At 64.1% G+C, this 22,696-nt stretch carries 20 protein-coding genes; 10 read left to right on the top strand and 10 right to left on the bottom strand.

Going from position 1 to position 22,696, the window contains the following annotated elements; translation table 11 throughout:
- Nucleotides 1–11 precede the first annotated feature (11 nt).
- Nucleotides 12–998: a GGDEF domain-containing protein gene (locus tag QX124_RS25100; protein ID WP_315798625.1), complete on the bottom strand. Its 987-nt coding sequence runs from the start codon at nucleotides 996–998 to the stop codon at nucleotides 12–14.
- Between the two features lie 324 nt (nucleotides 999–1,322).
- On the opposite strand from QX124_RS25100, the gene leuS reads away from it, so the two are divergent.
- Genes leuS through holA form a run of 3 tightly spaced genes read left to right on the top strand, consistent with a single transcriptional unit; the run spans nucleotide 1,323 to nucleotide 5,532 of the window.
- A complete protein-coding gene (gene leuS, locus QX124_RS25095; protein WP_315798581.1) occupies nucleotides 1,323–3,947 on the top strand; it encodes a leucine--tRNA ligase in 2,625 nt (874 codons plus the stop codon).
- Nucleotides 3,934–4,485: an LPS assembly lipoprotein LptE gene (gene lptE, locus QX124_RS25090; RefSeq protein ID WP_315740408.1), complete on the top strand. Its 552-nt coding sequence runs from the start codon at nucleotides 3,934–3,936 to the stop codon at nucleotides 4,483–4,485. The genes leuS and lptE overlap by 14 nt, the downstream gene beginning before the upstream one ends.
- Before the next feature lie 18 nt (nucleotides 4,486–4,503).
- Nucleotides 4,504–5,532 carry a DNA polymerase III subunit delta gene (gene holA, locus QX124_RS25085; RefSeq protein WP_315740409.1) on the top strand — a complete coding sequence of 343 codons (1,029 nt, stop codon included), beginning with the start codon at nucleotides 4,504–4,506 and terminating at the stop codon, nucleotides 5,530–5,532.
- 386 nt (nucleotides 5,533–5,918) lie between these two features.
- Here holA and QX124_RS25080 read toward each other — a convergent pair whose 3' ends face one another.
- From QX124_RS25080 to hemJ, 7 genes are all read right to left on the bottom strand, one after another.
- Nucleotides 5,919–6,815 (bottom strand): ParB/RepB/Spo0J family partition protein, encoded by an 897-nt coding sequence (locus QX124_RS25080; protein ID WP_315740410.1) that lies wholly within the window; start codon nucleotides 6,813–6,815, stop codon nucleotides 5,919–5,921.
- Nucleotides 6,816–6,968: 153 nt separating this feature from the next.
- Nucleotides 6,969–7,820 (bottom strand): ParA family protein, encoded by an 852-nt coding sequence (locus tag QX124_RS25075; protein ID WP_315798580.1) that lies wholly within the window; start codon nucleotides 7,818–7,820, stop codon nucleotides 6,969–6,971.
- Between the two features lie 34 nt (nucleotides 7,821–7,854).
- Nucleotides 7,855–8,523: a 16S rRNA (guanine(527)-N(7))-methyltransferase RsmG gene (gene rsmG / locus QX124_RS25070; RefSeq protein WP_409997749.1), complete on the bottom strand. Its 669-nt coding sequence runs from the start codon at nucleotides 8,521–8,523 to the stop codon at nucleotides 7,855–7,857.
- Nucleotides 8,524–8,533: 10 nt separating this feature from the next.
- The gene (gene mnmG / locus QX124_RS25065) at nucleotides 8,534–10,411 is read right to left on the bottom strand and encodes a tRNA uridine-5-carboxymethylaminomethyl(34) synthesis enzyme MnmG (protein ID WP_315798579.1); all 1,878 of its coding nucleotides are present in this window, start codon (nucleotides 10,409–10,411) and stop codon (nucleotides 8,534–8,536) included.
- A 239-nt stretch (nucleotides 10,412–10,650) separates the two neighbouring features.
- Nucleotides 10,651–11,988, bottom strand: coding sequence for a tRNA uridine-5-carboxymethylaminomethyl(34) synthesis GTPase MnmE (gene mnmE, locus QX124_RS25060; RefSeq protein WP_315798578.1), 1,338 nt, complete (start codon nucleotides 11,986–11,988; stop codon nucleotides 10,651–10,653).
- 179 nt (nucleotides 11,989–12,167) lie between these two features.
- Nucleotides 12,168–13,433, bottom strand: coding sequence for a transcription termination factor Rho (gene rho, locus QX124_RS25055; protein ID WP_315740414.1), 1,266 nt, complete (start codon nucleotides 13,431–13,433; stop codon nucleotides 12,168–12,170).
- Between the two features lie 240 nt (nucleotides 13,434–13,673).
- Nucleotides 13,674–14,096: a protoporphyrinogen oxidase HemJ gene (gene hemJ / locus QX124_RS25050; protein ID WP_315740415.1), complete on the bottom strand. Its 423-nt coding sequence runs from the start codon at nucleotides 14,094–14,096 to the stop codon at nucleotides 13,674–13,676.
- 414 nt (nucleotides 14,097–14,510) lie between these two features.
- Here hemJ and QX124_RS25045 point away from each other — a divergent pair, with 414 nt between their 5' ends.
- From QX124_RS25045 to dnaQ, 4 genes are read left to right on the top strand one after another with little or no spacing between them, the layout of a single operon-like run.
- Nucleotides 14,511–15,350 carry a pyruvate, water dikinase regulatory protein gene (locus QX124_RS25045; protein ID WP_315740416.1) on the top strand — a complete coding sequence of 280 codons (840 nt, stop codon included), beginning with the start codon at nucleotides 14,511–14,513 and terminating at the stop codon, nucleotides 15,348–15,350.
- Between the two features lie 11 nt (nucleotides 15,351–15,361).
- Nucleotides 15,362–15,970: a Maf family protein gene (locus tag QX124_RS25040; RefSeq protein WP_315740417.1), complete on the top strand. Its 609-nt coding sequence runs from the start codon at nucleotides 15,362–15,364 to the stop codon at nucleotides 15,968–15,970.
- A gap of 38 nt (nucleotides 15,971–16,008) precedes the next feature.
- Entirely contained in the window at nucleotides 16,009–16,608 is a 600-nt protein-coding gene (coaE, locus tag QX124_RS25035) for a dephospho-CoA kinase (RefSeq protein ID WP_315798577.1), read from the top strand.
- A 42-nt stretch (nucleotides 16,609–16,650) separates the two neighbouring features.
- Complete coding sequence (gene dnaQ / locus QX124_RS25030) at nucleotides 16,651–17,349, top strand: DNA polymerase III subunit epsilon (RefSeq protein WP_315740419.1); 699 nt, start codon at nucleotides 16,651–16,653, stop codon at nucleotides 17,347–17,349.
- A gap of 58 nt (nucleotides 17,350–17,407) precedes the next feature.
- On the opposite strand, the gene secB is transcribed toward dnaQ, so the two are convergent.
- A complete protein-coding gene (gene secB / locus QX124_RS25025; protein ID WP_315740420.1) occupies nucleotides 17,408–17,896 on the bottom strand; it encodes a protein-export chaperone SecB in 489 nt (162 codons plus the stop codon).
- Nucleotides 17,897–18,281: 385 nt separating this feature from the next.
- Between secB and QX124_RS25020 the strand changes: the two genes are divergently transcribed.
- The 3 genes from QX124_RS25020 to QX124_RS25010 all read left to right on the top strand — a co-directional run bounded on the left by QX124_RS25020 (nucleotide 18,282) and on the right by QX124_RS25010 (nucleotide 21,372).
- The gene (locus tag QX124_RS25020) at nucleotides 18,282–18,983 is read left to right on the top strand and encodes a Tim44/TimA family putative adaptor protein (RefSeq protein ID WP_315798576.1); all 702 of its coding nucleotides are present in this window, start codon (nucleotides 18,282–18,284) and stop codon (nucleotides 18,981–18,983) included.
- A 166-nt stretch (nucleotides 18,984–19,149) separates the two neighbouring features.
- Entirely contained in the window at nucleotides 19,150–20,784 is a 1,635-nt protein-coding gene (locus tag QX124_RS25015; protein WP_315798575.1) for a murein transglycosylase A, read from the top strand.
- Nucleotides 20,785–20,796: 12 nt separating this feature from the next.
- The gene (locus QX124_RS25010; RefSeq protein WP_315798574.1) at nucleotides 20,797–21,372 is read left to right on the top strand and encodes a Smr/MutS family protein; all 576 of its coding nucleotides are present in this window, start codon (nucleotides 20,797–20,799) and stop codon (nucleotides 21,370–21,372) included.
- Between the two features lie 3 nt (nucleotides 21,373–21,375).
- On the opposite strand, the gene QX124_RS25005 is transcribed toward QX124_RS25010, so the two are convergent.
- Nucleotides 21,376–22,497: a hypothetical protein gene (locus QX124_RS25005; protein WP_315798573.1), complete on the bottom strand. Its 1,122-nt coding sequence runs from the start codon at nucleotides 22,495–22,497 to the stop codon at nucleotides 21,376–21,378.
- Nucleotides 22,498–22,696: the final 199 nt, after the last annotated feature.

The raw sequence follows: 22,696 nt of genomic DNA, 5'->3' as shown, positions 1-22,696 counted from the left end.
GCGGCCCGCAGTCAGCCGACGGCGAGCTTGCGGTCGAGCTCGAGCTCGGTGACGACGCGGTTGCGACCGAGCTTCTTGGCAAGATACAACGCGCGGTCGCAACGGTCGATGAGATCAGCCATCGATTCGCCGAACTGGAACTGGCCGACGCCGATCGACACCGTGATCTGCGGCAACACCTCGCCGGTCGAGCGACGCGTGAACTGACAGTCGGCGATGGTGCGTCGGATCCGCTCCGCGATGACAGTGCAACCTTCGAGGTCGGTCTGCGGCAGCACCGCGATCAGTTCCTCGCCGCCATAGCGCGCCGGAAGATCGTTGTCGCGGACGCGCTCGCGCAAGGCTTTGGCGACAAGGCGAAGCACCTGATCGCCGACGCCATGGCCGTAATTGTCGTTGAACTTCTTGAAGTGGTCGACGTCAATCAGGAGAATGCTGAGCGGCTCGTCGCGCTCCATCGCCTCGATCTGCGCGTGGCGGAAGAACTCCTCGAGCGCGCGGCGGTTCGGCAATCCGGTCAGCGTGTCGGTGCGCGCGCGCTGCTCGGACTTGTTGAGCGAGTCCCTGATGGTGTCGAGCTCGCGTGACTTTTCGGCAAAGCTCACTTCGAGCTTCGCAGCACGCGCGGTCGCCTGGGCGAGCTCGCTGACCAGGTTCTCGATCAGGATCTTCGGATCGACGCCCTGCTCGCTGCGTTCGGCAACGCCATCGATCGCCGCCATGTGCGTGCGGTTGTCGGCGATCGCGGCGGTCAGATAATTTTTGGCGGAGTCCATCACGCCATGCAACTGCTGCGAGACTTTGTGGACGACGGCCGCTTCCGTACCCTGCTGGCCGATGTACGTGTCGAACAGCGCCTGGTTGGTGGTCTTGTCGAACTTGCGCTTGTTGCTGACCAGGATGTCGACGGCGCGCTTGAGGTCCGACGCCGAGCCCAGTGAGTACTTGAACCACAGATGGAAGTTGTTAGGCGTCGGTGGCACGCGCTGTTGAGCCATGGATTTCATGGCCTTTTCCGCGACCGTCGTCGCGTACTCGAAGTCAAGCTCGTCGAACGTAGCGCCGGACACGATGTGGAGTGACCCCAGATGCGGGCGGATGCCTGGATGTATGCACTCAGTCTCCCATTCAAGTCTTAACCGTGCCTCAATCGGACCTTCGACACTGCCGGCAGAGCCCGCAAAAAAACTCACGATTACCGTCGCTTAGCAGATGCCCAAAATGGTATCATCATCTGTCGCCCCATTGACCGGGCTGCCGCTTTTGTGGCCTAGTCCGCCGTCTTCAAACGACGCGAATCCTCGAAAATTATAAGCGATTCCATGACATCCGAACGCTACAACGCCCGTGAAGCCGAGCCGCGCTGGCAGCGCCAGTGGGACGAGAAGGCGATCTTCGCCACGAAGAACGACGATCCGCGCCCGAAATACTACGTGCTCGAGATGTTTCCCTATCCGTCGGGACGCATCCATATCGGCCACGTCCGTAATTATACGCTCGGCGACGTGCTGGCCCGCTTCATGCGCGCCAAGGGTTTCAACGTCCTGCACCCGATGGGCTGGGATGCGTTCGGCCTGCCGGCGGAGAACGCCGCGATCGAGCGCAAGGTGGCGCCGAAGGCGTGGACCTACGACAACATCGCGGCGATGAAGAAGCAGCTGCGCTCGATCGGGCTGTCGCTCGACTGGGCGCGCGAGTTCGCGACCTGCGATCCGTCCTACTACAAGCACCAGCAGAAGATGTTCCTCGACTTCATGCAGGCGGGGCTGGTCGAGCGCGAGAAGCGCAAGGTGAACTGGGATCCGGTCGACATGACCGTGCTCGCCAACGAGCAGGTCATCGACGGTCGCGGCTGGCGCTCCGGTGCGGTGGTCGAACAGCGTGAGATGAACCAGTGGGTGTTCAAGATCACGAAGTACTCGCAGGAGCTGCTGGACGCGCTCGATGGTCTCGACCGCTGGCCCGACAAGGTGCGGCTGATGCAGCGCAACTGGATCGGCCGCTCGGAAGGCCTGCTGATCCGTTTTGCGCTGGATCCGGCGACGACGCCGGCCGGCGAGACCGAATTGAAGATCTTCACGACCCGGCCGGACACGCTGTTCGGCGCCAAGTTCATGGCGATCTCGGCCGACCACCCGCTGGCCCAGGCCGCGGCGGCGAAGAACCCGGAGCTCGCCGCGTTCATCGCCGAGATCAAGCGGATCGGCACCGCGCAGGAGGCGATCGACACTGCGGAGAAGCAGGGCTTCGACACCGGCATCCGCGCCGTGCACCCGTTCGATCCGAGCTGGACCTTGCCGGTCTATGTCGCCAATTTCGTGCTGATGGAGTACGGCACCGGCGCCATCTTCGGCTGCCCGGCGCATGACCAGCGCGACCTCGACTTCGTCAACAAATACGGCCTCGGCAATGTCCCGGTGGTCTGCCCCGAGGGCCAGGACCCAGCGAGCTTCGTCATCACCGACACCGCCTTCGACGGCGACGGCCGCCTGATCAATTCGCGCTTCCTGAACGGCATGACGATCGCGCAGGCCAAGGACGAGGTCGCCAGGCGGCTCGAGAGCGAGCCGCGCGGCGGCGCGCCGGTCGGCGAGCGCCAGGTCAATTTCCGCCTGCGCGACTGGGGCATCTCGCGCCAGCGCTATTGGGGCTGCCCGATCCCGGTGATCCACTGCCCCAAATGCGATGTCGTGCCGGTGCCGGCGCAGGACCTGCCGGTCGTGCTGCCTGATGACGTCACCTTCGACAAGCCCGGCAACGCACTCGACCACCATCCGAGCTGGAGGCACGTCACCTGCCCGACATGCGGGGCCAAGGCGACCCGCGAAACCGACACGATGGACACCTTCGTCGATTCGTCCTGGTACTTCGCGCGCTTCACCGATCCGTGGAACGAGACCTCGCCGACGACACCTGCGGTCGCCAACCGGATGATGCCGGTGGATCAGTATATCGGCGGCGTCGAGCACGCGATCCTGCATCTGCTCTACAGCCGATTCTTCACCCGCGCGATGAAGGCCACCGGCCACGTCGCCATGGACGAGCCGTTCGCCGGCATGTTCACGCAGGGCATGGTGGTCCACGAGACCTACCAGAAGGCCGATGGCACCTACGTCAATCCCGCCGAGGTCAAGATCGAGGTCGGCGGCAACGGCCGCCGCGCGGTGCTGGCCGCCACCGGCGAGGACATCACGATCGGCCCGATCGAGAAGATGTCGAAGTCGAAGAAGAACACCGTCGATCCCGACGACATCATCGAGAGCTACGGCGCCGACGTCGCGCGCTGGTTCATGCTGTCGGACTCACCGCCGGATCGCGACGTGATCTGGAGCGACGAACGGGTGCAGGGCGCGGCCCGCTTCGTCCAGCGGCTGTGGCGGCTGGTCAACGAATCGGTCGCAGCAAGCCAGGAGGCCCCCTCCTCCCGTCCCTCCGACTTCGGCGCAGACGCGCTGGCGCTGCGCAAGGCCGCGCATGGCGCTCTCGACAAGGTGACCGGCGGCATCGAGCGGCTGCATTTCAACGTCTGCCTGGCGCACATCCGCGAATTCGCCAACGCGCTGGCCGAGGTGCTGGGCCGGCCGGCGACTCCGGCGCCGGACCTGGCCTGGGCGATTCGCGAGGCCGCTGGCATCCTGGTGCAGCTGATCTCGCCGATGATGCCGCATCTAGCCGAGGAATGCTGGCAGGTGCTGGGCCAGACTGGCCTGATCTCGGAGGCCTCCTGGCCGCAAATCGAACGCGATTTGCTGGTTGAGGACAGCATGACCCTGGTCGTCCAGGTCAACGGCAAGAAGCGCGGAGAAGTCACAGTCGCCAGCAACGCGCAGAATCCGGAAATTGAGTCTGCCGTTTTGGCCCTCGATGCAGTAAAACTAGCGCTGGACGGCAAGGCCGTTCGCAAGGTGATCATTGTTCCCAAGAGGATCGTGAATGTCGTCGGCTAGGTTTCGGATCGCTGCACGCCTCGTTGCCGTGGCCGCCTTGGCCGGGCTGACGGCCGGCTGCTTCCAGCCGATGTACGCGGAGCACGCTGACGGCACCCCTGCCCTGCGCGACAAGCTGATGGGCATCGAGCTGCCGCCGGTTGACAAGCCGAACGCCTCCCCCGAGGCGCGCATTGGCGTCGGTATCCGCAACGCGCTCGCATTCAAGCTCTACGGCACCGCGACCGGCACGGCCCCGACCCACAAGCTGGTGCTGCGATTGCAGACCAGCCGGTCCTCGCTGATCGTCTCGCAGACGACCGGTCTGCCGACCACCGAGAATGTCGGCGTCGACGTGCAGTACAATCTGGTCGAGCTGGCGACCAACAAGTCGGTCATGACCGGTACGACCTTCGCGCGTACCTCCTACGACATCCCCGGCTCGTACCAGCGCTTCGCCCGCCAGCGCGCCTTCCGTGATGCCGAGGATCGCGCCTCCGAGGAAGTCGCCGAGAAGATCAAGACGCGGCTCGCAGCCTATTTCACCGCCGGCACCTGACGCACGGCTGATATCGCCGTGGTCGCGCTGCGCGGACGAGACATCGATGCCTTCCTGGCCAAACCGGACGCCGCCCGGCCGCTGATCCTGTTGTACGGCCCGGATACGGGCCTGGTCCGTGAGCGCGCCGAGGCCCTTATCGCGTCGGCCGTCGACAACCCCGATGATCCCTTCTCCGTGGTCAGGCTCGACGGTGACGAGCTCTCCGCGGAGCCGTCGCGCCTCGTCGACGAAGCCATGACCGTGCCGCTCTTCGGCGGCCGGCGGGCCATCCGGGTGCGCGCCGGCTCGCGCAATTTCGCCAGCGGCGTCGAGACGCTCAGCGAGATGAATGTACGGGACTGCCGCATCGTCATCGAGGCCGGCGACATCCGCCCCGATTCGCCACTGCGCAAGATTTGCGAGAAGGCCAAAACGGCGGTCGCGATCGGCTGCTACCCGGACACCGAGCGCGATCTCGCCAAGCTGATCGACGACGAATTGCGTATCGCGGCCCTGCGCATCGCGCCCGACGCTCGCGCCTCGCTGATGGCCCTGCTGGGCGGCGACCGCCAGGCCTCGCGCAACGAGCTGCGCAAGCTGACCTTGTTCGCCCATGGCGAGGGCGAGGTGACGCTCGACCATGTGATGGCGGTCGTCGCCGACGCCTCGGAGATGAAGCTCGACCCGATCGTCGACGGCGCCTTCGGCGGCAAGCCCGAAATGGTCGAGACCGAGTTCGGCAAGGCCATGATCGCCGGCACCTATCCCGGTGTCATCATCTCCGCCGCGCAGCGACATGCGGCATGGCTGCACAAGTCGGCCCTTGCCGTCGCATCCGGCACGCCCGTGTCGGCCATTCTCGAAGGCGGTTTTCCGCGGCTGCATTTCTCACGAAAGCCGAGCGCCGAGACGGCGCTGCGTAATTTCTCTCCGGCGCGGCTGCTGCCGATCATCGACCAGCTCGCCACCGCCGCCCTCGACATGCGCAAGCAGCCGGGCCTCGCCGCAGCCATCGCGCAGCGAACGCTGCTGTCGATCGCGGTGAACGCGCGGCGCAAGGGATGAGTGGGCCCGAGGCCTTGCTCCAATCTCCGACGTCATTCCGGGGCGACGCGCGCCAGCGCGGCGAGCCCGGAATCCATCGGGCCAAGCGATCTGCCGAGAGATGGATTCCGGGTTCGTGCTGCGCACTCCCCGGAATGACGGAGGAGAGTTTCGAGATCACCAGAGGCAACCGTGACCAGGAAGCACTGGTCGTACCCCTCGCCTAATGAGTAACTCGTCGTGCCCGGGCTTGACCCGGGCAGCCATCCTCTTGGAGCGAGTACCATCGAAAGATGGATGACCGGGTCAAGCCCGGCCATGACGATGTGGTGAGGACGTCACAACAAAGCTGACGGGAGTTCGTAGAAAGTATCTCGACAACGGGACAGCAATTACGACCTAACAGCCTAACCCTGCTCCAGCCGCCGCATCACCTCGTCGAGCTGCTCGAGGCTGCGGTAGGTGATCTGCACCGTGCCGCCGGGGTCGCGGTGGCTGATCGACACCGAAAGGCCGAGCGCATCGCCGACGCGCTTCTCCAGCGCGATGGTGTCGGCGTCCTTCTTCTCCGCCGGCGCACTGCCCCCAGAGCTGCGTGGCTTCTGCGGCTTGCGTTCCGGCACGCCCTCCTCGTGCGCGAGCGCCTCGGTCTGGCGGACGTTCAATCCTTCCGCGATGATCTTCTTCGCCGCCGACATCGGATCCGGCAGGTTGATCAGCGCACGCGCATGACCGGCCGAGATCTGTCCCGTCGCGATGAAGCCCTGCACCTCGGCCGGCAGCTTGGTCAGCCGCATCATGTTGGCGACGTGGCTGCGGCTCTTGCCGACGATCTTGGCGATGTCTTCCTGGTTGCGTTTGAACTCGTTGGCGAGCGCGTGATAGCCCTGCGCCTCCTCCATCGGATTGAGGTCCTCGCGCTGCACGTTCTCGATGATCGCGAGCTCCAGCGCATCGCTGTCGCTGACATCGACCGGAACGATCGGCACCTCGTGCAGGCCGGCGGCCTGCGAGGCGCGCCAGCGCCGCTCGCCGGCGATGATCTCGTAGCGGTCGTGCTGGCCCTTCACCGGACGCACCACGATCGGCTGGATCACGCCATGCTGCTTGATCGAGGCCGAGAGCTCGGCGAGCTCGCCGTCGGAAAACGTCTTGCGCGGATTGCGCGGGTTGGGCTTCAGAAACTCGATGGGCACCTTGCGCTGGTTGCGCGGCCGCTCCGGCGGCGCCCCCGCCTCGCGCCCGACGTCACCGATCAGACTCGCGAGACCCCGGCCCAATCGCGATCGCGACTCGTCGGCCATCGCCTTCTCCTTTGGATTCACGTCACGCTCCGCTTGCGTCTGCTGCCGATCGGTCCCGTCGGCACAATGAACGAGGGAACGGATTCATTTCGGAATCCGCTGCCGTCCTCGAATGAGATCCGGACGACGAGGTCCCCCGGAGCAGAGGCAAAGTCAGTTCGTGCGCAGGTCACGCTCGCGCTGAATGACTTCGGTCGCGAGCTTGAGATAGGCCTCGCTGCCGACGCACTTCAAGTCGTAGACCAGCACCGGCTTGCCGTAGGACGGCGCTTCCGAGATGCGCACGTTGCGCGGGATCATCGTGTTGTAGACCTTCGATCCCATGAACTGGCGGACGTCGGCGACGACCTGGTTCGACAGGTTGTTGCGCGAGTCGAACATCGTCAGCACGATGCCGTGGATCGAGAGGTTCGGGTTCAGGGTCGAGCGCACCTGCTCCACGGTCTGCAGCAGCTGCGACAGACCTTCGAGCGCGAAGAACTCGCACTGCAGCGGCACCAGGATCGCGTCGGACGCGGCCATTGCATTGACCGTCAGCAGGTTCAGCGACGGCGGACAATCGACCAGCACGTAGGTGTAGTCGTTCTCCGGCGAGACGTTGTTGTTGAGGCCGGCGATCGCATCGCGCAGACGGAAGGCGCGGTTGGCGGTGGAGCCGAGCTCGAGCTCAAGACCCGACAAGTCCATCGTCGAGGAGGCGATGTGCAGCCGCGGCACGGCCGTCGCAACGATGGCGTCGCGCAGCGAGGCCTCGCCGATCAGCACGTCATAGGTCGAGCAGTTGCGGCTGCCGCGGTCGATGCCGAGCCCGGTCGAGGCGTTGCCCTGCGGATCGAGGTCGACGATCAGCACCCGCTCGCCGATCGCTGCCAGCGCCGTGCCGAGGTTGATCGCGGTCGTGGTCTTGCCGACCCCGCCCTTCTGATTGGCGAGCGCCAGGATGCGCGGATGCCCCTCCGGGTGTTGGGCTCTATCTTCTTGATAAATCTGATCAATTACGGCCATGCGCGATCGCCATTGGTTGTCGTCTTGACGGAATTCAGCTCTGTCGCTCGATGCAATCGATTGCGACGATCCAGCCCTGCCCGCCCGTCCGGCTGGAGTGAAGTTTCGACTCAATTTTCCAATACTTAGTAGATTCGGTCAATTCCGCTTCTACATCTTGACCCTTGAGAAACAGCGCTTTCGCGCCTTTTTTCACCAAGGGCTCCGCAAAGCCGATGAGCTGATGTAGCGGAGCCAGCGCGCGTGCGGTCACGCAATCGACTCGCCCGCTCCACTTCTCCACGATATCCCCGATCTCTGACAAATGCACGATCCCCGGAGCGCCGGTGACGCGAATTGCTTCGCGCAGGAACGCTGCCTTCTTGGCGTTGCGCTCGACCAGGTGAATCTGTGCACCCGGCCGATCGGCCAAAGCGCAAGCAAGCACGACGCCGGGAAAGCCGCCGCCGCTGCCCAGATCAATCCAGATCCTGGCGTCGGGCGCGAGATCGAGAAGCTGCAACGAGTCGGCGATGTGGCGCGTCCAGAGATGGGGCAAGGTCGACGGCGCGACCAGATTGGTCTTCGCCTGCCATTCCAGCAGCAATGCGACATAGCGATCGAGGCGTTGCTCCGTTTCACGTGAAACGGGAGTCAGCGCGAGCGCTGCCGCCTTGTCCGATTCGATCATCTTGGATGCCACCGCTGGCGATGCCTGTTTCACGTGAAACGCCTCAGCCGGTGGCCTTGCTGCGACGCGCTTCCCGACGGAGATAGGCCGCAAGGATCCCGAGCGCCGCCGGCGTCATGCCATCGATCCGGCCCGCCTGTCCGATCGTCCACGGCTTGGCGGCCGTCAGCTTCGCCCGCGCCTCATTCGAAAGACCCGGGACGAGCGCATAATCGACCCCACCGAGCACCAAGCCCTCATCGCGCCGGAAGGCATCCACGTCCTCGCTCTGGCGGCGGACATAGACATCATATTTGGCATCGATCTCCAGATGGACGGCGATGGCGGGATCGATCGCACCGAGCTCCGGCCAGATCGCTCCCACCTCGGAGAAGCCGATCTCCGGATAGGCCATCAGATCGAAGGCCGAGCGGCGCTGGCCATCCTTGTTGAGCGTGAGGCCATGCTTCGCCGCCTCGCTGGGCGTGATCGTCAGCGACCTCGCCATCGAACGGGCAGCCTCCAACGCATCCATCTTGGTTCGATGGAAACGCGCGCGATCATTGCCGACACAGCCGAGCGCGATGCCCTTGTCGGTCAGTCGCTGGTCCGCATTGTCCGCCCGGAGGGTTAGCCGATACTCCGCGCGCGAGGTGAACATCCGATACGGCTCGGTGATCCCTCGCGTGACGAGATCATCGATCATCACGCCGAGATAGCCGTCGGCACGATCGAACACGATCGACTCGCCGCCGCCCGCCGCGAGCGCCGCATTGAGCCCGGCTACCAGACCCTGGGCGGCAGCCTCTTCGTAGCCGGTCGTGCCGTTGATCTGACCCGCCAGGAACAGGCCCCTCATCCGCTTGGTCTGGAGCGTTGGCTCCAGCTCGCGTGGATCGACGTGGTCGTACTCGATCGCATAGCCCGGTCGGATCATCCGGACGCGCTCGAGGCCCGGGATGGTCGGCAGCAGCGCGAGCTGGACCTCCTCGGGCAACGAGGTCGAGATACCGTTCGGGTAGACGGTGGTGTCGTCGAGCCCTTCCGGCTCCAGGAAGATCTGGTGACCGTCGCGATCACCGAAGCGGACGATCTTGTCCTCGACCGACGGACAGTAGCGTGGCCCGGTCGACTTGATCTGGCCGGAGTACATCGGCGAGCGATGGACGTTGGCGCGGATCACCTCATGGGTCGCGATCGTCGTTCGGGTAATCCCGCACTGGATCTGCGGGGTGGTGATCCTGTCGGTCAGGACGGAGAACGGCTCCGGCGGATCGTCGCCGGGCTGCATCTCGACCGCGCTCCAGTCGATCGTGGATCCATCCAGGCGCGGCGGTGTACCCGTCTTGAGACGGCCGAGCCGAAATCCGATGGCTTCGAGAGACCGGGACAGCCCCAGCGCCGGCGCTTCGCCGACCCGGCCAGCCGGCCAGGTTCTCTCACCCAGGTGGATAAGACCACGCAGGAACGTGCCGGTCGTGATGACGACAGCGCCACAGATGAAGGTCCGGCCATCAGCCAGCCGCAACCCCGCTACACGCTCGCCGGCAACGATCAGTTCGTCCGCCTCGCCTTCAATGACGGCGAGGTTCGCGGTCTCCCGGATCGCCGACTGCATCGCGGCAGCGTAGAGCTTGCGGTCGGCCTGGGCGCGTGGACCTCGAACGGCCGGCCCCTTCCGGCGATTCAGAACCCGAAACTGGATACCGCCGGCATCGGCGACGCGACCCATCAGCCCGTCGAGAGCATCAACCTCGCGAACCAGATGTCCCTTCCCCAGCCCACCTATGGCCGGATTGCAGGACATGGCGCCGATGGTCGCGAACTGATGCGTGATCAGGGCAGTTCGGGCACCCATGCGTGCCGCGCCCGCCGCAGCTTCACAGCCAGCGTGGCCGCCACCGATGACGATGACGTCGTAGGATGTCAGATGCTCGCTCATGAGGCTTATCTAGCGCGTGCGGATAACGCTCGGAAGACGTTTCACGTGAAACATTCGCCACCCCGTCAGGCAGGGAGGGAGATGTTTCACGTGAAACAGCATCGGTGGCATCTGGGGCTTGTTTCACGTGAAACGTCCAACGAGGGCTCTACCCCTGTTTCACGTGAAACGATTGACGATCAGTTAACCAAGCAACATTTCATTAAGCATATCTGCGTCCGCCGAGGTTCTTGACGCTGCTACTTTCCGATACAGAACTCGCGGAAGATCACGTCCAGCACATCCTCGACATCGACCCGCCCCAACAGACGCCCAAGCGCCAGTGCGGCGATCCGCAGCTCCTCCGCGGCGAGCTCCTCACCGAGATCAACAGCCGTAACGCTCCGACGAAGCGCCGCCACGGTCTCATTGAGCAGGGCTCGTTGCCGCTCCCGGGTGATCAGGCCATTCTCGGTCGATCCGAAGAAGTCACGGGCAAAGCCTATCAGAGCCTCCAACAGGCCGGCCACCCCTGCTCCGGTTCTGGCCGAGATCGCAAAGACCGGAGCATCGCCCTGCACCATCGCCGTGGCTGTCTCCTGCGGTCTCGGCAGATCGATCTTGTTCCGGACCAGCCAGACAGGCACCCCGCTTCGACGCTCTGCCTCCGGCTGACCATCCTCGGACAGCCACAGCACGAGATCGGCCTGCGCAGCCCGATCCCGGGCTCGGCGCACCCCCTCCTGCTCCACGGGGTCGTCCGTCTCCCGGATCCCCGCGGTATCGATCACCGTGACGGGATAGCCTTGGAGATCAAGCTGGATCTCGATGACGTCGCGCGTGGTGCCGGCATGAGGCGAAACGATCGCCACCTCACGTCGGGCCAGCTGGTTCATCAAGGTCGACTTGCCTGCGTTTGGAGGTCCGGCGATGACGACCGTCAGGCCATCGCGCAGCCGCTCGGCCCGGCCCTGCGCCGACAACACGGCCTCGATCTCCGCCAGGAGCTGTTCAATCCGCGATAGCGCCGGCGCCATCAGCTCGGTTGGCACGTCGCCTTCATCGGCGAAATCGATCCCGGCCTCGATCAGCGCCGCCGCTTCGATGATCTGCTCACGCCAGCTCCGCGCCTTGTCGCCCAGCAGGCCCTTCAACTGCCGCAACGCCTGGCGCCGCTGGCGATCCGTGTCAGCATGAATGAGATCGTCGAGCCCCTCGGCTTCGGTCAGATCGATCTTGCCATTCTCGAACGCGCGCCGCGTGAACTCGCCCGGTTCGGCAGGGCGCATCTGCGGCATCGTCGACAGCACCGAGAACATTGTCGCAACGACGGCACGGCTACCATGGACATGCAGCTCGGCAACATCTTCGCCGGTGGCGCTGGCTGGGCCGGGAAACCACAGCACGACGGCATCGTCGATTGGTTCGCCATTGCCATCCCGCAGCAAGGCGCGCGTCGCCATCCTCGGCAGCGGCAGTTTCCCCGCAAGCATCTGAAGGGCGATGCCGGCGTGAGGCCCGGAGAGTCTGACGATCGCAATCGCACTCGGCAGGCGTCCGGAGGACAGCGCGAAGATGGTCTGGTCGTGAGGATGCATGATCCTCAGTTGGGCTCACCGGCAGCGAAAGACAATCGGTTTGCAGCGGCATGCTTTACGCCGGCAAACCATGGCGGGCGGATAAGCATCGAGGACTTCTCGCCGGGCGCAGCGACAAACAAGTCAAACAAAAAGGGCGCTCCAAAGAGCGCCCTTTCCAAATCAAGACCGTGGGCCGATCAGGTGTTCATGGATTCGAAGAACTCGGCATTGCTCTTGGTGCTGCGGAGCTTGTCGAGCAGGAAGTCGATCGCGTCCATCGTGCCCATCGGATTGAGGATGCGGCGGAGCACGTACATCTTCTTGAGGTTCTGCGGCTCGGTGATGAGCTCTTCCTTGCGGGTGCCGGAGCGGGCGATGTCGATCGCCGGGAAGGTCCGCTTGTCCGCGACCTTGCGGTCGAGGATGAGCTCGGAGTTGCCGGTGCCCTTGAATTCCTCGAAGATGACCTCATCCATGCGGCTGCCGGTGTCGACCAGAGCGGTCGCGATGATGGTCAACGAGCCGCCTTCCTCGATGTTGCGCGCGGCACCGAAGAAGCGCTTCGGCCGCTGCAACGCGTTGGCGTCGACACCGCCGGTCAGCACCTTGCCGGAGGACGGCACGACCGTGTTGTAGGCGCGGCCGAGGCGGGTGATCGAATCCAGCAGAATGACGACGTCGCGGCCGTGCTCGACCAGGCGCTTGGCCTTCTCGATCACCATCTCCGCGACCTGGACGTGACGCGCCGCCGGCTCGTCGAAGGTCGAGGACACGACCTCGCCCTTCACCGAGCGCTGCATGTCCGTGACTTCTTCCGGACGCTCGTCGATCAGCAGCACGATCAGGTAGCACTCGGGATGATTGGCCGTGATCGAGTGCGCGATGTTCTGCATCAGCACCGTCTTGCCGGTGCGCGGCGGCGCGACGATCAGCGCGCGCTGGCCCTTGCCGATTGGCGCGACGATGTCGATCACGCGTGGCGACAGATCCTTGCGGGTCGGATCCTCAAGCTCGAGCCGGAAGCGCTCGTCCGGAAACAGCGGCGTGAGATTGTCGAAATTGACCTTGTGCTTGGACTTCTCGGGATCCTCGAAGTTCAGCGTGTTGACCTTGAGCAGCGCGAAATAACGCTCGCCCTCTTTCGGGCTGCGGATGTGGCCCTCGATGGTGTCACCGGTGCGCAGCCCGAAGCGGCGGATCTGCGAGGGCGAGACGTAGATGTCATCGGGACCCGGCAGGTAGTTGGCATCGGGCGACCGGAGGAAGCCGAAGCCATCGGAGAGCACCTCGACGACGCCCTCGCCGATGATGTCGATTTCCTGGATCGCAAGCTGTTTGAGGATGGCGAACATCAGCTCCTGCTTGCGCATCGTGCTGGCGTTCTCGACCCCGTTTTCCTCCGCGAAGGAGACGAGCTCGGCCGGCGTCTTTGACTTGAGGTCCTGTAGTTTGATTTCCCGCATTGGGGTGGTCCTGTGGAAGCGACTTGGGAGGGATGCGAGGTGGCTGTGGGAAGGCGGACGAAAATGAGGTCCGCAGGTCTGAGCAAGGTTGGCGCCGATGAGGCACCAGACCTGATGCGGCGGCCGGTCAAGCCGGAACGCAACCACATCCGCCTGCGTGGGGTGGGATATCTACAATATAGAAAATCGCGCCGGCGTCTGCAAGGCGTCTGCAGCGCAGCGGTATTCCGAGGGAAACGGTCAGAACGGCTTGACGATCACGAGAATCACGATGCCTATCATTAGTACCGTTGGTACCTCATTGATGTAGCGGTAGAATTTCTGGCTGCGGGTGTTCTTGTCGGCGCCGAATTCCCTGACCCAGCGGGTAAACAGTCCGTGGACTCCGGACATGATCAGCACCAGCAGAAATTTGGCATGAAACCAACCACTGGTATACCAGTGGCCGGCCCAGACCAGATAGAGCCCGGCAAGCCACGTCACGGTCATCGCCGGATTGATGATCGCCTTGAGCAGGCGCCGCTCCATGACCTTGAACGTCTCGGACTGCTTCGAGCCGATCTCGGCGTCGCAATGATAGACGAACAGCCGCGGCAGATACAGCATGCCGGCCATCCACGCGATGACGGCGATGACGTGCAGGGCCTTGATCCACTCATACATCGGAGACGCGTGATCCTCTCGGCTGGTGATCAGCTTGCGTGCCGAGACATATCCGCTCGCTCAGTCCCCTCCAAACCAAATAATTTTAGAATCTTAAGGTTTGAGTCTAGGTAGCGGTGGATTGGACTCATGCAATGTCATCCGCAGTGTGCCCGCAGCTTGTTCACATCCCTCAACATGTGAGCTGCACGCGCCGGATCGCCGCAGAGTTCAATGTGATTCAAACGCTTGCCGAAATCCTTCGACAGCTTATCCAGAGACAAACCGACCTCGTCCCGATATCATCGCGCTGCTGCCTGGCGCCGTCCCGGACGGCGACCATGTGCAGAACTATCGGGGTTATACAAAGGGAGCGGTCCGAGGCCGCTTTTTGGTCCCATCCTTCACAGGGATTCACAGATCGTTAAGGATTTGATGCCCACCACCGGCAATTACTTTCACCTGCATCTGGTTTCCGATTCGACGGGCGAAACCTTGATCACGGTCGCGCGAGCGGTCGCCGCGCAGTACACCAACGTGACCCCCGTCGAGCACGTGTACCCGCTGGTTCGCAGCCAGAAGCAGCTCGACCGTGTGCTCGACGAGATCGAGGAAGCCCCCGGCATCGTGCTGTTCACCCTGCTCGAGAAGGACCTGGTCAGCCGGCTCGAAGGCAAGTGCCAGCAGATCAACATCCCGAGCCTGTCGATCATCGGTCCGGTGATGCAGCTGTTTGAGGCCTATCTCGGCGCATCGACCGCCGGCCGCGTCGGTGCGCAGCATGTGCTCAATGCCGAATATTTCGCCCGCATCGATGCGCTGAACTACACGATGCTCCACGATGACGGGCAGATGGTCGACGGCCTCGAAGACGCCGAAGTGGTGCTGGTGGGCGTCAGCCGGACGTCGAAGACTCCGACCTCGATCTATCTCGCCAACCGCGGCGTGCGCACCGCCAACGTGCCGCTGGTCCCGGGCATTCCGATCCCGCATCAGCTCGAGACATTGAAGAAGCCGCTGGTCGTCAGCCTGCATGCGACCCCGGAGCGGCTGATCCAGGTGCGGCAGAATCGCCTGCTCAGCATGGGTGCGGAATCCGGCAATGAGAATTATGTCGACAAGCAGTCGGTGACGGACGAGGTCGCCTATGCACGCAAGCTGAGTGCGAAGTTCAACTGGGTCATGCTCGACGTGACGCGGCGCTCGATCGAGGAGACGGCCGCCGCGATCCTGAAACTCTATACCGACCGGCAGCGGCAGCGGCTTCCGGACTAGTGAGCTGATCAATGTCCATCTGGTGCAGTGACGAGCCTCTCATTCTGGCATCGCAAAGCCGCGCGCGGCGGATGCTGCTCGCGAACGCAGGCCTCGCGTGCGAGGCCCTTCCGGCCGATATCGACGAACGCGCGGTGCAGGCCGAAGCCGGCCTGGTGGCGCCCTACGAGATCGCGTTACACCTTGCCAACGCAAAGGCCGCTGCGGTCTCGGCAAGCAGGCCCAATTCATATGTGGTGGGCGCGGATCAGACGCTCGCATTGGGTGAGCGCATGTTCAACAAGCCAGCCGGCCGCCAGCATGCCATGCAGCAACTGTTGGCGCTGGGCGGGCGCACCCATGCGCTGCACTCGGCCATTGCCGTGGTCCGCAACGGTGAGGTGCTGTTCTCGCACGTCGCAATTGCCTGGATGACGATGCGCGCCCTCACCGAAACCGAGATCGCAGCCTATCTCGATGTCGCCGGCGAAGCCGTCACATCCAGCGTCGGCGCCTATCAGCTGGAAGGGCTCGGTGTGCACCTGTTCGACCGGATCGACGGCGATCACTTCACCATACTCGGCCTGCCGCTGTTGCCGCTGCTCGCCTATTTTCGCGAAGCGAAGCTGCTCAGGATCTGATGCCGACCGCAGCCACGCGTAAGGGGGAGTGACCGCAGATGAGAGTGCTGGGTCTGACCGGCTCGATGGGCATGGGCAAGTCGACGACAGCAAAGCTGTTCGCGGAAGCCGGTGTGCCGGTCTACGACGCCGACGCGACCGTTCATAAGGTCTATGAAGGCGAAGCCGCGCCGGCGATCGAAGCCGAATTTCCTGGGACCACGGTGAACGGCAAGGTGGATCGGGCCAGGCTCTCGGCCAAGGTCGTCGGCGATCCCGCCGCGATCCGCAGGCTCGAAGCGATCGTGCATCCGATGCTGCGCTCCTACCACCAGAAGTTTCTCGATGACGCCGAGCAGTCCGGCGTGCCGGTTGCGGTCGTCGATGTCCCCTTGCTGTTCGAGACCGGCGGCGACAAGCGCGTCGATGCCGTGGTGGTGGTGTCGACGTCGCCCGAGATCCAGCGCCAACGCATCCTGGCGCGCGGCACGATGACGGAAGAAGCGCTCGATGCGCTGCTCGCACGGCAGATGCCGGATGCCGAGAAGCGCAAGCGCGCCGATTTCGTCGTGGATACCTCGCACGGGCTCGATCCGGTGCGGGCACGCATCCGCGACATCCTGGCGGAGGTCGTTAGAATGCCGCAGCGCCGGGGCTGATTCGCGAACGCCGGCGGCGCGGAATTCGACGGATCAGATCAGATGCGTGAGATCGTTCTCGACACCGAAACCACCGGCCTCGACGCCCTGCGCGGCGACCGCCTGGTCGAGATCGGCTGTGTCGAGATCATCAACCGCATGCCCACCGGCCAAGTCTACCACCGCTACATCAATCCTGAACGCGACATGCCGGCGGAGGCGTTCGCGGTTCACGGACTGTCGAGCGAGTTCCTGGCGGACAAGCCGCTGTTTCACGAGATCGTGGAGGAGTTCCTGGAATTCATCGGCGATGCCCCGCTGGTGATCCACAACGCCTCGTTCGACATCGGCTTCATCAATGCCGAGCTCGACCGGATCAAGCGCGCGGCCATTCCCAGGGATCGTCTGGTCGATACGCTGCTGCTCGCACGTCGCAAGCATCCTGGCGTGTCGAACCGCCTCGACGACCTCTGCTCACGCTATGCGATCGACAACTCACGCCGCACCAAGCACGGCGCGTTGCTCGACGCCGAACTGCTGGCGGAGGTCTATGTCGATCTGGTCGGGGCGCGGCAGTCGCAGCTGATCCTGACCCAGGACAGCCAGGAGATCCGCATCGGGGGGGCCGGCGATACGCCGCGCCGTCAGCGCGAGCAGCCGCTTCTGCCACGTGTCACGGATGCGGAGCGAGAGGCGCATCGCGCCTTCATCGCCACCCTCGGCGACAAGCCGATCTGGATGGAGTTTCTCGCCGGCACGTGATCCGCCTGATCGGCAGCGGATCACGCCCTGCAAACATCAATCGTAAAGCTGAACCAGATCAGCTCGACAGCACCTGGCCGCCCTGGGCCGCTGCCTGGCGCTCCATGTTCTGGCGGTACAGGCCAACGAAATCGACCGGGTCCAGCATCAGCGGCGGGAAGCCGCCGTCGCGCACCGAGTTGGCGACGATCTCGCGGGCGAACGGGAACAAGAGGCGCGGGCATTCGATCAGCAGCATCGGCGACAGGTTTTCGCGCGGAATGTTGACCAGCCGGAACACGCCGCCATAGACCAGCTCGAAGCTGAACATCACCTGGCTGCCGCTCTCGGCCTTGCCCTCGATCGTCAGCGTCACCTCGTATTCCGTGTCATTCAGCGCGTTGGCGCCGACATTGATCTGGATATTGATCTGCGGCGGCTGGCCCTGCGGTGCCAGGGACTGCGGCGCGTTCGGATTCTCGAACGAGAGATCCTTGATGTATTGGGCCAGCACGTTCAGTTGAGGAGGAGCAGCCGCCTCGGGAGTGGCGCCGTTACCGTTGGTCATCGCAGTGTTCTCCAGGCAAAAAGGGCGGGTCGTTGCGGCGCGTGGCTACCATAGGGCCGGCTTGTTCCACAAGGACGAGCCACGGACGCCGCAAAAGGCCGAGGCAAAGGATTGATCCGGCCGGCATGCCTCTATTTGTCGCATCGACCCCCGGGCGGAACCAGCGACCGGCCTACCCCGTTCCAACCAGGGGGCGATCGGATTTCCCCTTGAGAGGGAAAAGGGTTAGGATCGCTACGCCACAATGTGCCATTGGCCGGGCCCAATTCGATGACTACATCCGGGTCGACCGAGGGATTCACGGGTCTTTACCTGGATCCTGTAGAACGGGTGTCCGGTGGCCGGGCTCCGCGTTCGGCTCGACAGGTCAGAAAGCGAACACGACGTGGACATTTATACCATCATCTTCCTGGCGTTGGCGGTCTTCATCTTCGTGCGCCTGCGCGCCGTGCTCGGGCAGCGCACCGGAAGCGAGCGGACGCCGTTCGATCACGCCGCCAGAAACGCGGTCCAGGGTGCGCCGGACAACCACGTTATGCCGGTTCCCAACAAGCCCGTCGACCCCTCGGCTTCGGTCCCCGGCGGCGAGATGCCGGCGGCGGGCGATCGCTGGCGCGGCCTGGCCGAGTCGGGCACGCCGCTCGCGCGTGGCCTCGACGCGATCGTCGCCGATGACTCATCGTTCGATCCGCGCCATTTCCTGACCGGTGCGCGCAGCGCCTACGAGATGATCGTGCTGGCGTTTGCCAATGGCGATCGCCGCGCGTTGCGCGACCTGCTGTCGTCCGAGGTCTATGAGAGCTTCGACGCCGTCATCAAGGAGCGCGAGAAGCAGGAGCAGAAGACCGAAACCCGCTTCGTCTCCATCGATACCGCCGAGCTGGTCGGTGCCGAGCTGCGCGACCGCACCGCGCAGGTCACGGTCCGCTTCGTCTCGCAGATGATCTCGGTGACACGCGACAAGATGGGCAACATCGTCGACGGCAATCCGGACAAGGTGGCCGACATCACCGACATCTGGACTTTCGCCCGCGACACCGGCTCGCGCGATCCGAACTGGAAGCTGGTCGGCACCGGCAGCCATTGATGGAATAGGTTGCCGCCGGCGGTGTTACGTTGGAGGGCATCGCTCCCGGTGTCGGCCGGCTGCGTAAGGAGTACGACGAGCCGCATCCTCGGTTTTTTGAGATTGATCTTTTGAACATGCCGTTCTCTCCAAATTTCGCGTTGAGTGGTACTTTGATGGTGCAAGCATGGTTCGCGAAATTTGGAAGCGGGGTTTCACCGCTCATCGCGTGAAGTACTGGACATCGGCGCTCGCCTTGAGCGTCGTTGCCGTGGCGCTCGCCCCTTACGCGGCCGAGGCGGTACGCTCGCGCCACCGGACCCCGGCGGCATCGGTGCGCCACCTGCCCTACCCCCCGCTCGACTGGCCGCTCGAAATCAACAACAGCCAGTACCTGCCATTGGCCTGGAACGACGTGCCCGGCTGGAACGACGATGATCAGCTTGCGGCGTACCGGACGTTCCGCGCCAGTTGCAAGCCGATCGCCGCCAAGACGGATGTCACGCCGGACGCCAAGGCGCTGGGCGATTCCCTGCGCGACCCCTGTCGCGACGCCCGGGCCGCCGATCTCGCCGACAATGCCGCGGCAAGGGCGTTCTTCGAACGGCACTTCGAGCCGCTGAAGATCTCTAAGCTCGGCGATGCCGACGGCTTCGTCACCGGCTACTACGAACCCGTGATCGACGGCTCGCGGACCCAGAACGAGGTCTACAACGTTCCGGTCTATCGCCGCCCCTCCAATCTGTTCGTTCGCGGCTTCAAGCAGGACGCGACGAGTCTGCCCAACAAGGGTCCCGTCTACCGGAAGATCGGACGGCGCAAGCTGGTCCCCTATTACGACCGCGCGGAGATCGAGGACGGCGCCATCGAGGGCCGCGGCCTGGAGATCGCGTGGCTCAGGAATCAGACGGACCTGCTGTTTGCCCAGATCCAGGGATCCGCGCGCATCAGTCTCGACGACGGCTCGACCATCCGCATCAACTACGATGCCTATAATGGCCATCCCTATACGCCGGTCGGCCGTGTCCTGATCGAGCGCGGCATCATTCCGCGCGAGCAGATGTCGATGCAGCGCATCCGCGACTGGATGGAGCAGAACCCGGAAGGTGCCAATGAACTGCGGCGGACCAACCGCTCCTACATCTTCTTCCGCGAGGTGCAACTGTCGGAGAAGGACGAGGCCATCGGCGCCCAGGGCATCCCGCTGACTCCGGGCCGCTCGATCGCGGTCGACAAGTCGCTGCACGTCTATGGCACGCCGTTCTTCATCACCGGCGAGTTGCCGATCGAATCCGAGAAGTCGAAGACGGCTTTCCACCGGCTGATGATTGCCCAGGATACGGGCTCGGCGATCGTCGGACCTGCGCGCGCCGATCTCTACTTCGGCGCGGGACCGGACGCCGGCAAGGTCTCCGGCCGCCTCAAGCACAGCATCCAGTTCGTGATGCTGGTGCCGAAGAGCCTCGATCCGGTCGCGCGTGGCCGCAAGATGCCGCTGCCGGATGCGCGTCCGTCGGAGAAGATCGCCAAGCTGTTTCCGCAAGCGCTGCCGAAGCAGGCAGCGAAGGAGGCTGCCAAAGATCAAGCGAAGGAGCAGGACCAGGCCAAGACGGCGGCGGCGCCCTCCGCGGCCAAGGATTCAAAGGCCGCTGCTCCCGTCGCGGCTAGCTCCGCGATCGCCGTCGCAAAATCCGCGACCACGGTGGCGCAGAACGTGGTGGCCCCACAGCCAGTGCCGCTGCCCGAGGCCCGACCGCGACTCGAAAGTGATCGCAATATCCGCCGATTGCGTTATGGCAGACGCCACCGCAACCGCCGATGACAAGCCGTTTCCATGTCGCATGATCCCGAGCCGCCGCGCGGCCGTCGCAAGCGCGGCCTTTCCGAGGACGAGCGCACGCTGTGGGAAACGGTGGCGCGCCAGGTCAAGCCGCTGCGCAAGACACAGCGTCCGGTGCGGCTGCATCCGCCGATGACGACGTCCGAACCGCAGCCGGACAAACCCGCGATGACGCAGCGGCCGGTCGCGCCGGTTGCCGCGCCGAAACCCGTCCGGCCGGCGATTCCGCCGCTGGTTTCGCTCGGCCGGAGGGAGCGTTCGAAACTGTCGCGCGGCCGCAATGAGATCGATGCGCGACTCGATTTGCACGGCATGACCCAGAGCCGGGCGCACCAAGCGCTGCATCATTTCCTGCATCGCGCGCAGCATGATGGGCTGACCTTCGTGCTCGTCATCACCGGCAAGGGCACCATCGGCGCGGACCCTGAACGCGGCGTGCTCCGGCGCCAGGTGCCACATTGGCTGAGCCTGCCGGAATTCCGCTCGCTGATCGTCGGCTTCGAGGAGGCCCATGTCGGACATGGCGGCGCCGGCGCGCTCTACGTCCGTATCAGGCGCCCAAGAGGCTGAGGCTCAGAACGGCCGGATGATGCCGACGCGCGGCACGGCGGCGACGATCCAGCCCAGGATCGTGGTCCTGCGATCGTCGGGATCAATCGGTGCAATCGGCTTGGTCGCGGGAAGCGTCTTCACCGCGTGCAGCATCATCACCATGCAAACGACCCAGCTCGAGATCCAGCGCGAATAGTCGAACACCATCGCGAACATCACGACGTAGGCGAGGCTGATGAAGATCAGCGCGGCGATGACGATCTGGCGATGGCGCCGCTCTTCCAATGCGCCGACAAGATCTCTGTAGTAGCTCCATAGCGGTGCATGCAGCCAGAGCAGCAGCGCATATACGGGCACGCCGAGCAGATTGGACGGCATGCGCGCCCAGGTGTCCTGCACTTCCTTGGACAGCGGCTGGTACCAGACATAGGCGAACTGAAGCAGCTCGGTGCGCGATGGATCGGCCATTCGTGTCTGCAAATAACTTACGAAATCGACTTCGGGCAGCGGCATGGTTCCGAGGAATTGCGCGGCCAGGAACAGGATGCCGAGGCCGAGCAGCGCGCTTGCGCCCACGGCAAGGTCGAGCCGGGCGATGGGGCGGGCCAGATAGCAGCGCAGCACGACGATGGCGACGATGGTGGGCACATACATCAGCAGATGGATGTGATGGATCAGCACCAGCACCGCCGAGATGAGCGTGGCGAGCAGGACGTAGCAGAGTGAGCTCGCCGGGACCAGCAACAGGATGATGACGCCGAGACAGCCATAGATGTCGAAATGACCGAGCGTGAACAGGAAGTTCTTGAAGACGAACGGCGACCCCGCCGTGAAGACGAACAGCGGCAGCTGCGCGCGATCAAAACCAAAGGTGCGTCGGAACAGCTTCAGGTACAGAGCGAGCGTGATCAGCCAGACGCCGCCGCCGATTGCGAACACCAGCCACACCGGCACCTTCGCCGTGAACAGTCCGACGATGGCACCGACCAGCGCGCGCTTGATGAAGCCGTGGTGATAGTCGACCAGCAGGTGGATGTAGGGGATGTAGGGCGGCAGCGTGATCTTGTGCAGGACCACGCCGAGCATCACGGTGGCGTTGACGGCGAGCATCGCCCGCCAGTGTTTGTTGTAGGCGCAGGTCATGCCACGACCGAGCGATGGCTGGCGGAGACGAGGTCGCTACCACATCCACCACTGTCGTCCCGGCCTTGAGCCGGGACCCATAGCCACCGCTGTACACGCTGAGGCAGGGCTGGAGCCGCCATCGAGAGTCACAATTGGCTTTGGTGGTCATGGGTCCCCGCTTTCGCGGGGACGACGGCGGAATTTGTAGCTCGGCCTC

It is taken from the genome of Bradyrhizobium sp. SZCCHNRI3043 (assembly GCF_032377735.1).
Classification (GTDB): Bacteria; Pseudomonadota; Alphaproteobacteria; order Rhizobiales; family Xanthobacteraceae; genus Bradyrhizobium.
This window is presented reverse-complemented; position numbering and strand designations above follow the sequence as displayed.

Bases quoted from the DNA above. Each gene is read 5' to 3' on its own strand.
- QX124_RS25100 (WP_315798625.1), bottom strand. From the start codon at position 998: ATGGCTCAACAGCGCGTGCCACCGACGCCTAACAACTTCCATCTGTGG.
- leuS (WP_315798581.1), top strand. From the start codon at position 1,323: ATGACATCCGAACGCTACAACGCCCGTGAAGCCGAGCCGCGCTGGCAG.
- lptE (WP_315740408.1), top strand. From the start codon at position 3,934: ATGTCGTCGGCTAGGTTTCGGATCGCTGCACGCCTCGTTGCCGTGGCC.
- QX124_RS25080 (WP_315740410.1), bottom strand. From the start codon at position 6,815: ATGGCCGACGAGTCGCGATCGCGATTGGGCCGGGGTCTCGCGAGTCTG.
- QX124_RS25075 (WP_315798580.1), bottom strand. From the start codon at position 7,820: ATGGCCGTAATTGATCAGATTTATCAAGAAGATAGAGCCCAACACCCG.
- mnmG (WP_315798579.1), bottom strand. From the start codon at position 10,411: ATGAGCGAGCATCTGACATCCTACGACGTCATCGTCATCGGTGGCGGC.
- mnmE (WP_315798578.1), bottom strand. From the start codon at position 11,988: ATGCATCCTCACGACCAGACCATCTTCGCGCTGTCCTCCGGACGCCTG.
- rho (WP_315740414.1), bottom strand. From the start codon at position 13,433: ATGCGGGAAATCAAACTACAGGACCTCAAGTCAAAGACGCCGGCCGAG.
- hemJ (WP_315740415.1), bottom strand. From the start codon at position 14,096: ATGTATGAGTGGATCAAGGCCCTGCACGTCATCGCCGTCATCGCGTGG.
- QX124_RS25045 (WP_315740416.1), top strand. From the start codon at position 14,511: ATGCCCACCACCGGCAATTACTTTCACCTGCATCTGGTTTCCGATTCG.
- QX124_RS25040 (WP_315740417.1), top strand. From the start codon at position 15,362: ATGTCCATCTGGTGCAGTGACGAGCCTCTCATTCTGGCATCGCAAAGC.
- coaE (WP_315798577.1), top strand. From the start codon at position 16,009: ATGAGAGTGCTGGGTCTGACCGGCTCGATGGGCATGGGCAAGTCGACG.
- dnaQ (WP_315740419.1), top strand. From the start codon at position 16,651: ATGCGTGAGATCGTTCTCGACACCGAAACCACCGGCCTCGACGCCCTG.
- secB (WP_315740420.1), bottom strand. From the start codon at position 17,896: ATGACCAACGGTAACGGCGCCACTCCCGAGGCGGCTGCTCCTCCTCAA.
- QX124_RS25015 (WP_315798575.1), top strand. From the start codon at position 19,150: ATGGTTCGCGAAATTTGGAAGCGGGGTTTCACCGCTCATCGCGTGAAG.
- QX124_RS25010 (WP_315798574.1), top strand. From the start codon at position 20,797: ATGTCGCATGATCCCGAGCCGCCGCGCGGCCGTCGCAAGCGCGGCCTT.
- QX124_RS25005 (WP_315798573.1), bottom strand. From the start codon at position 22,497: ATGACCTGCGCCTACAACAAACACTGGCGGGCGATGCTCGCCGTCAAC.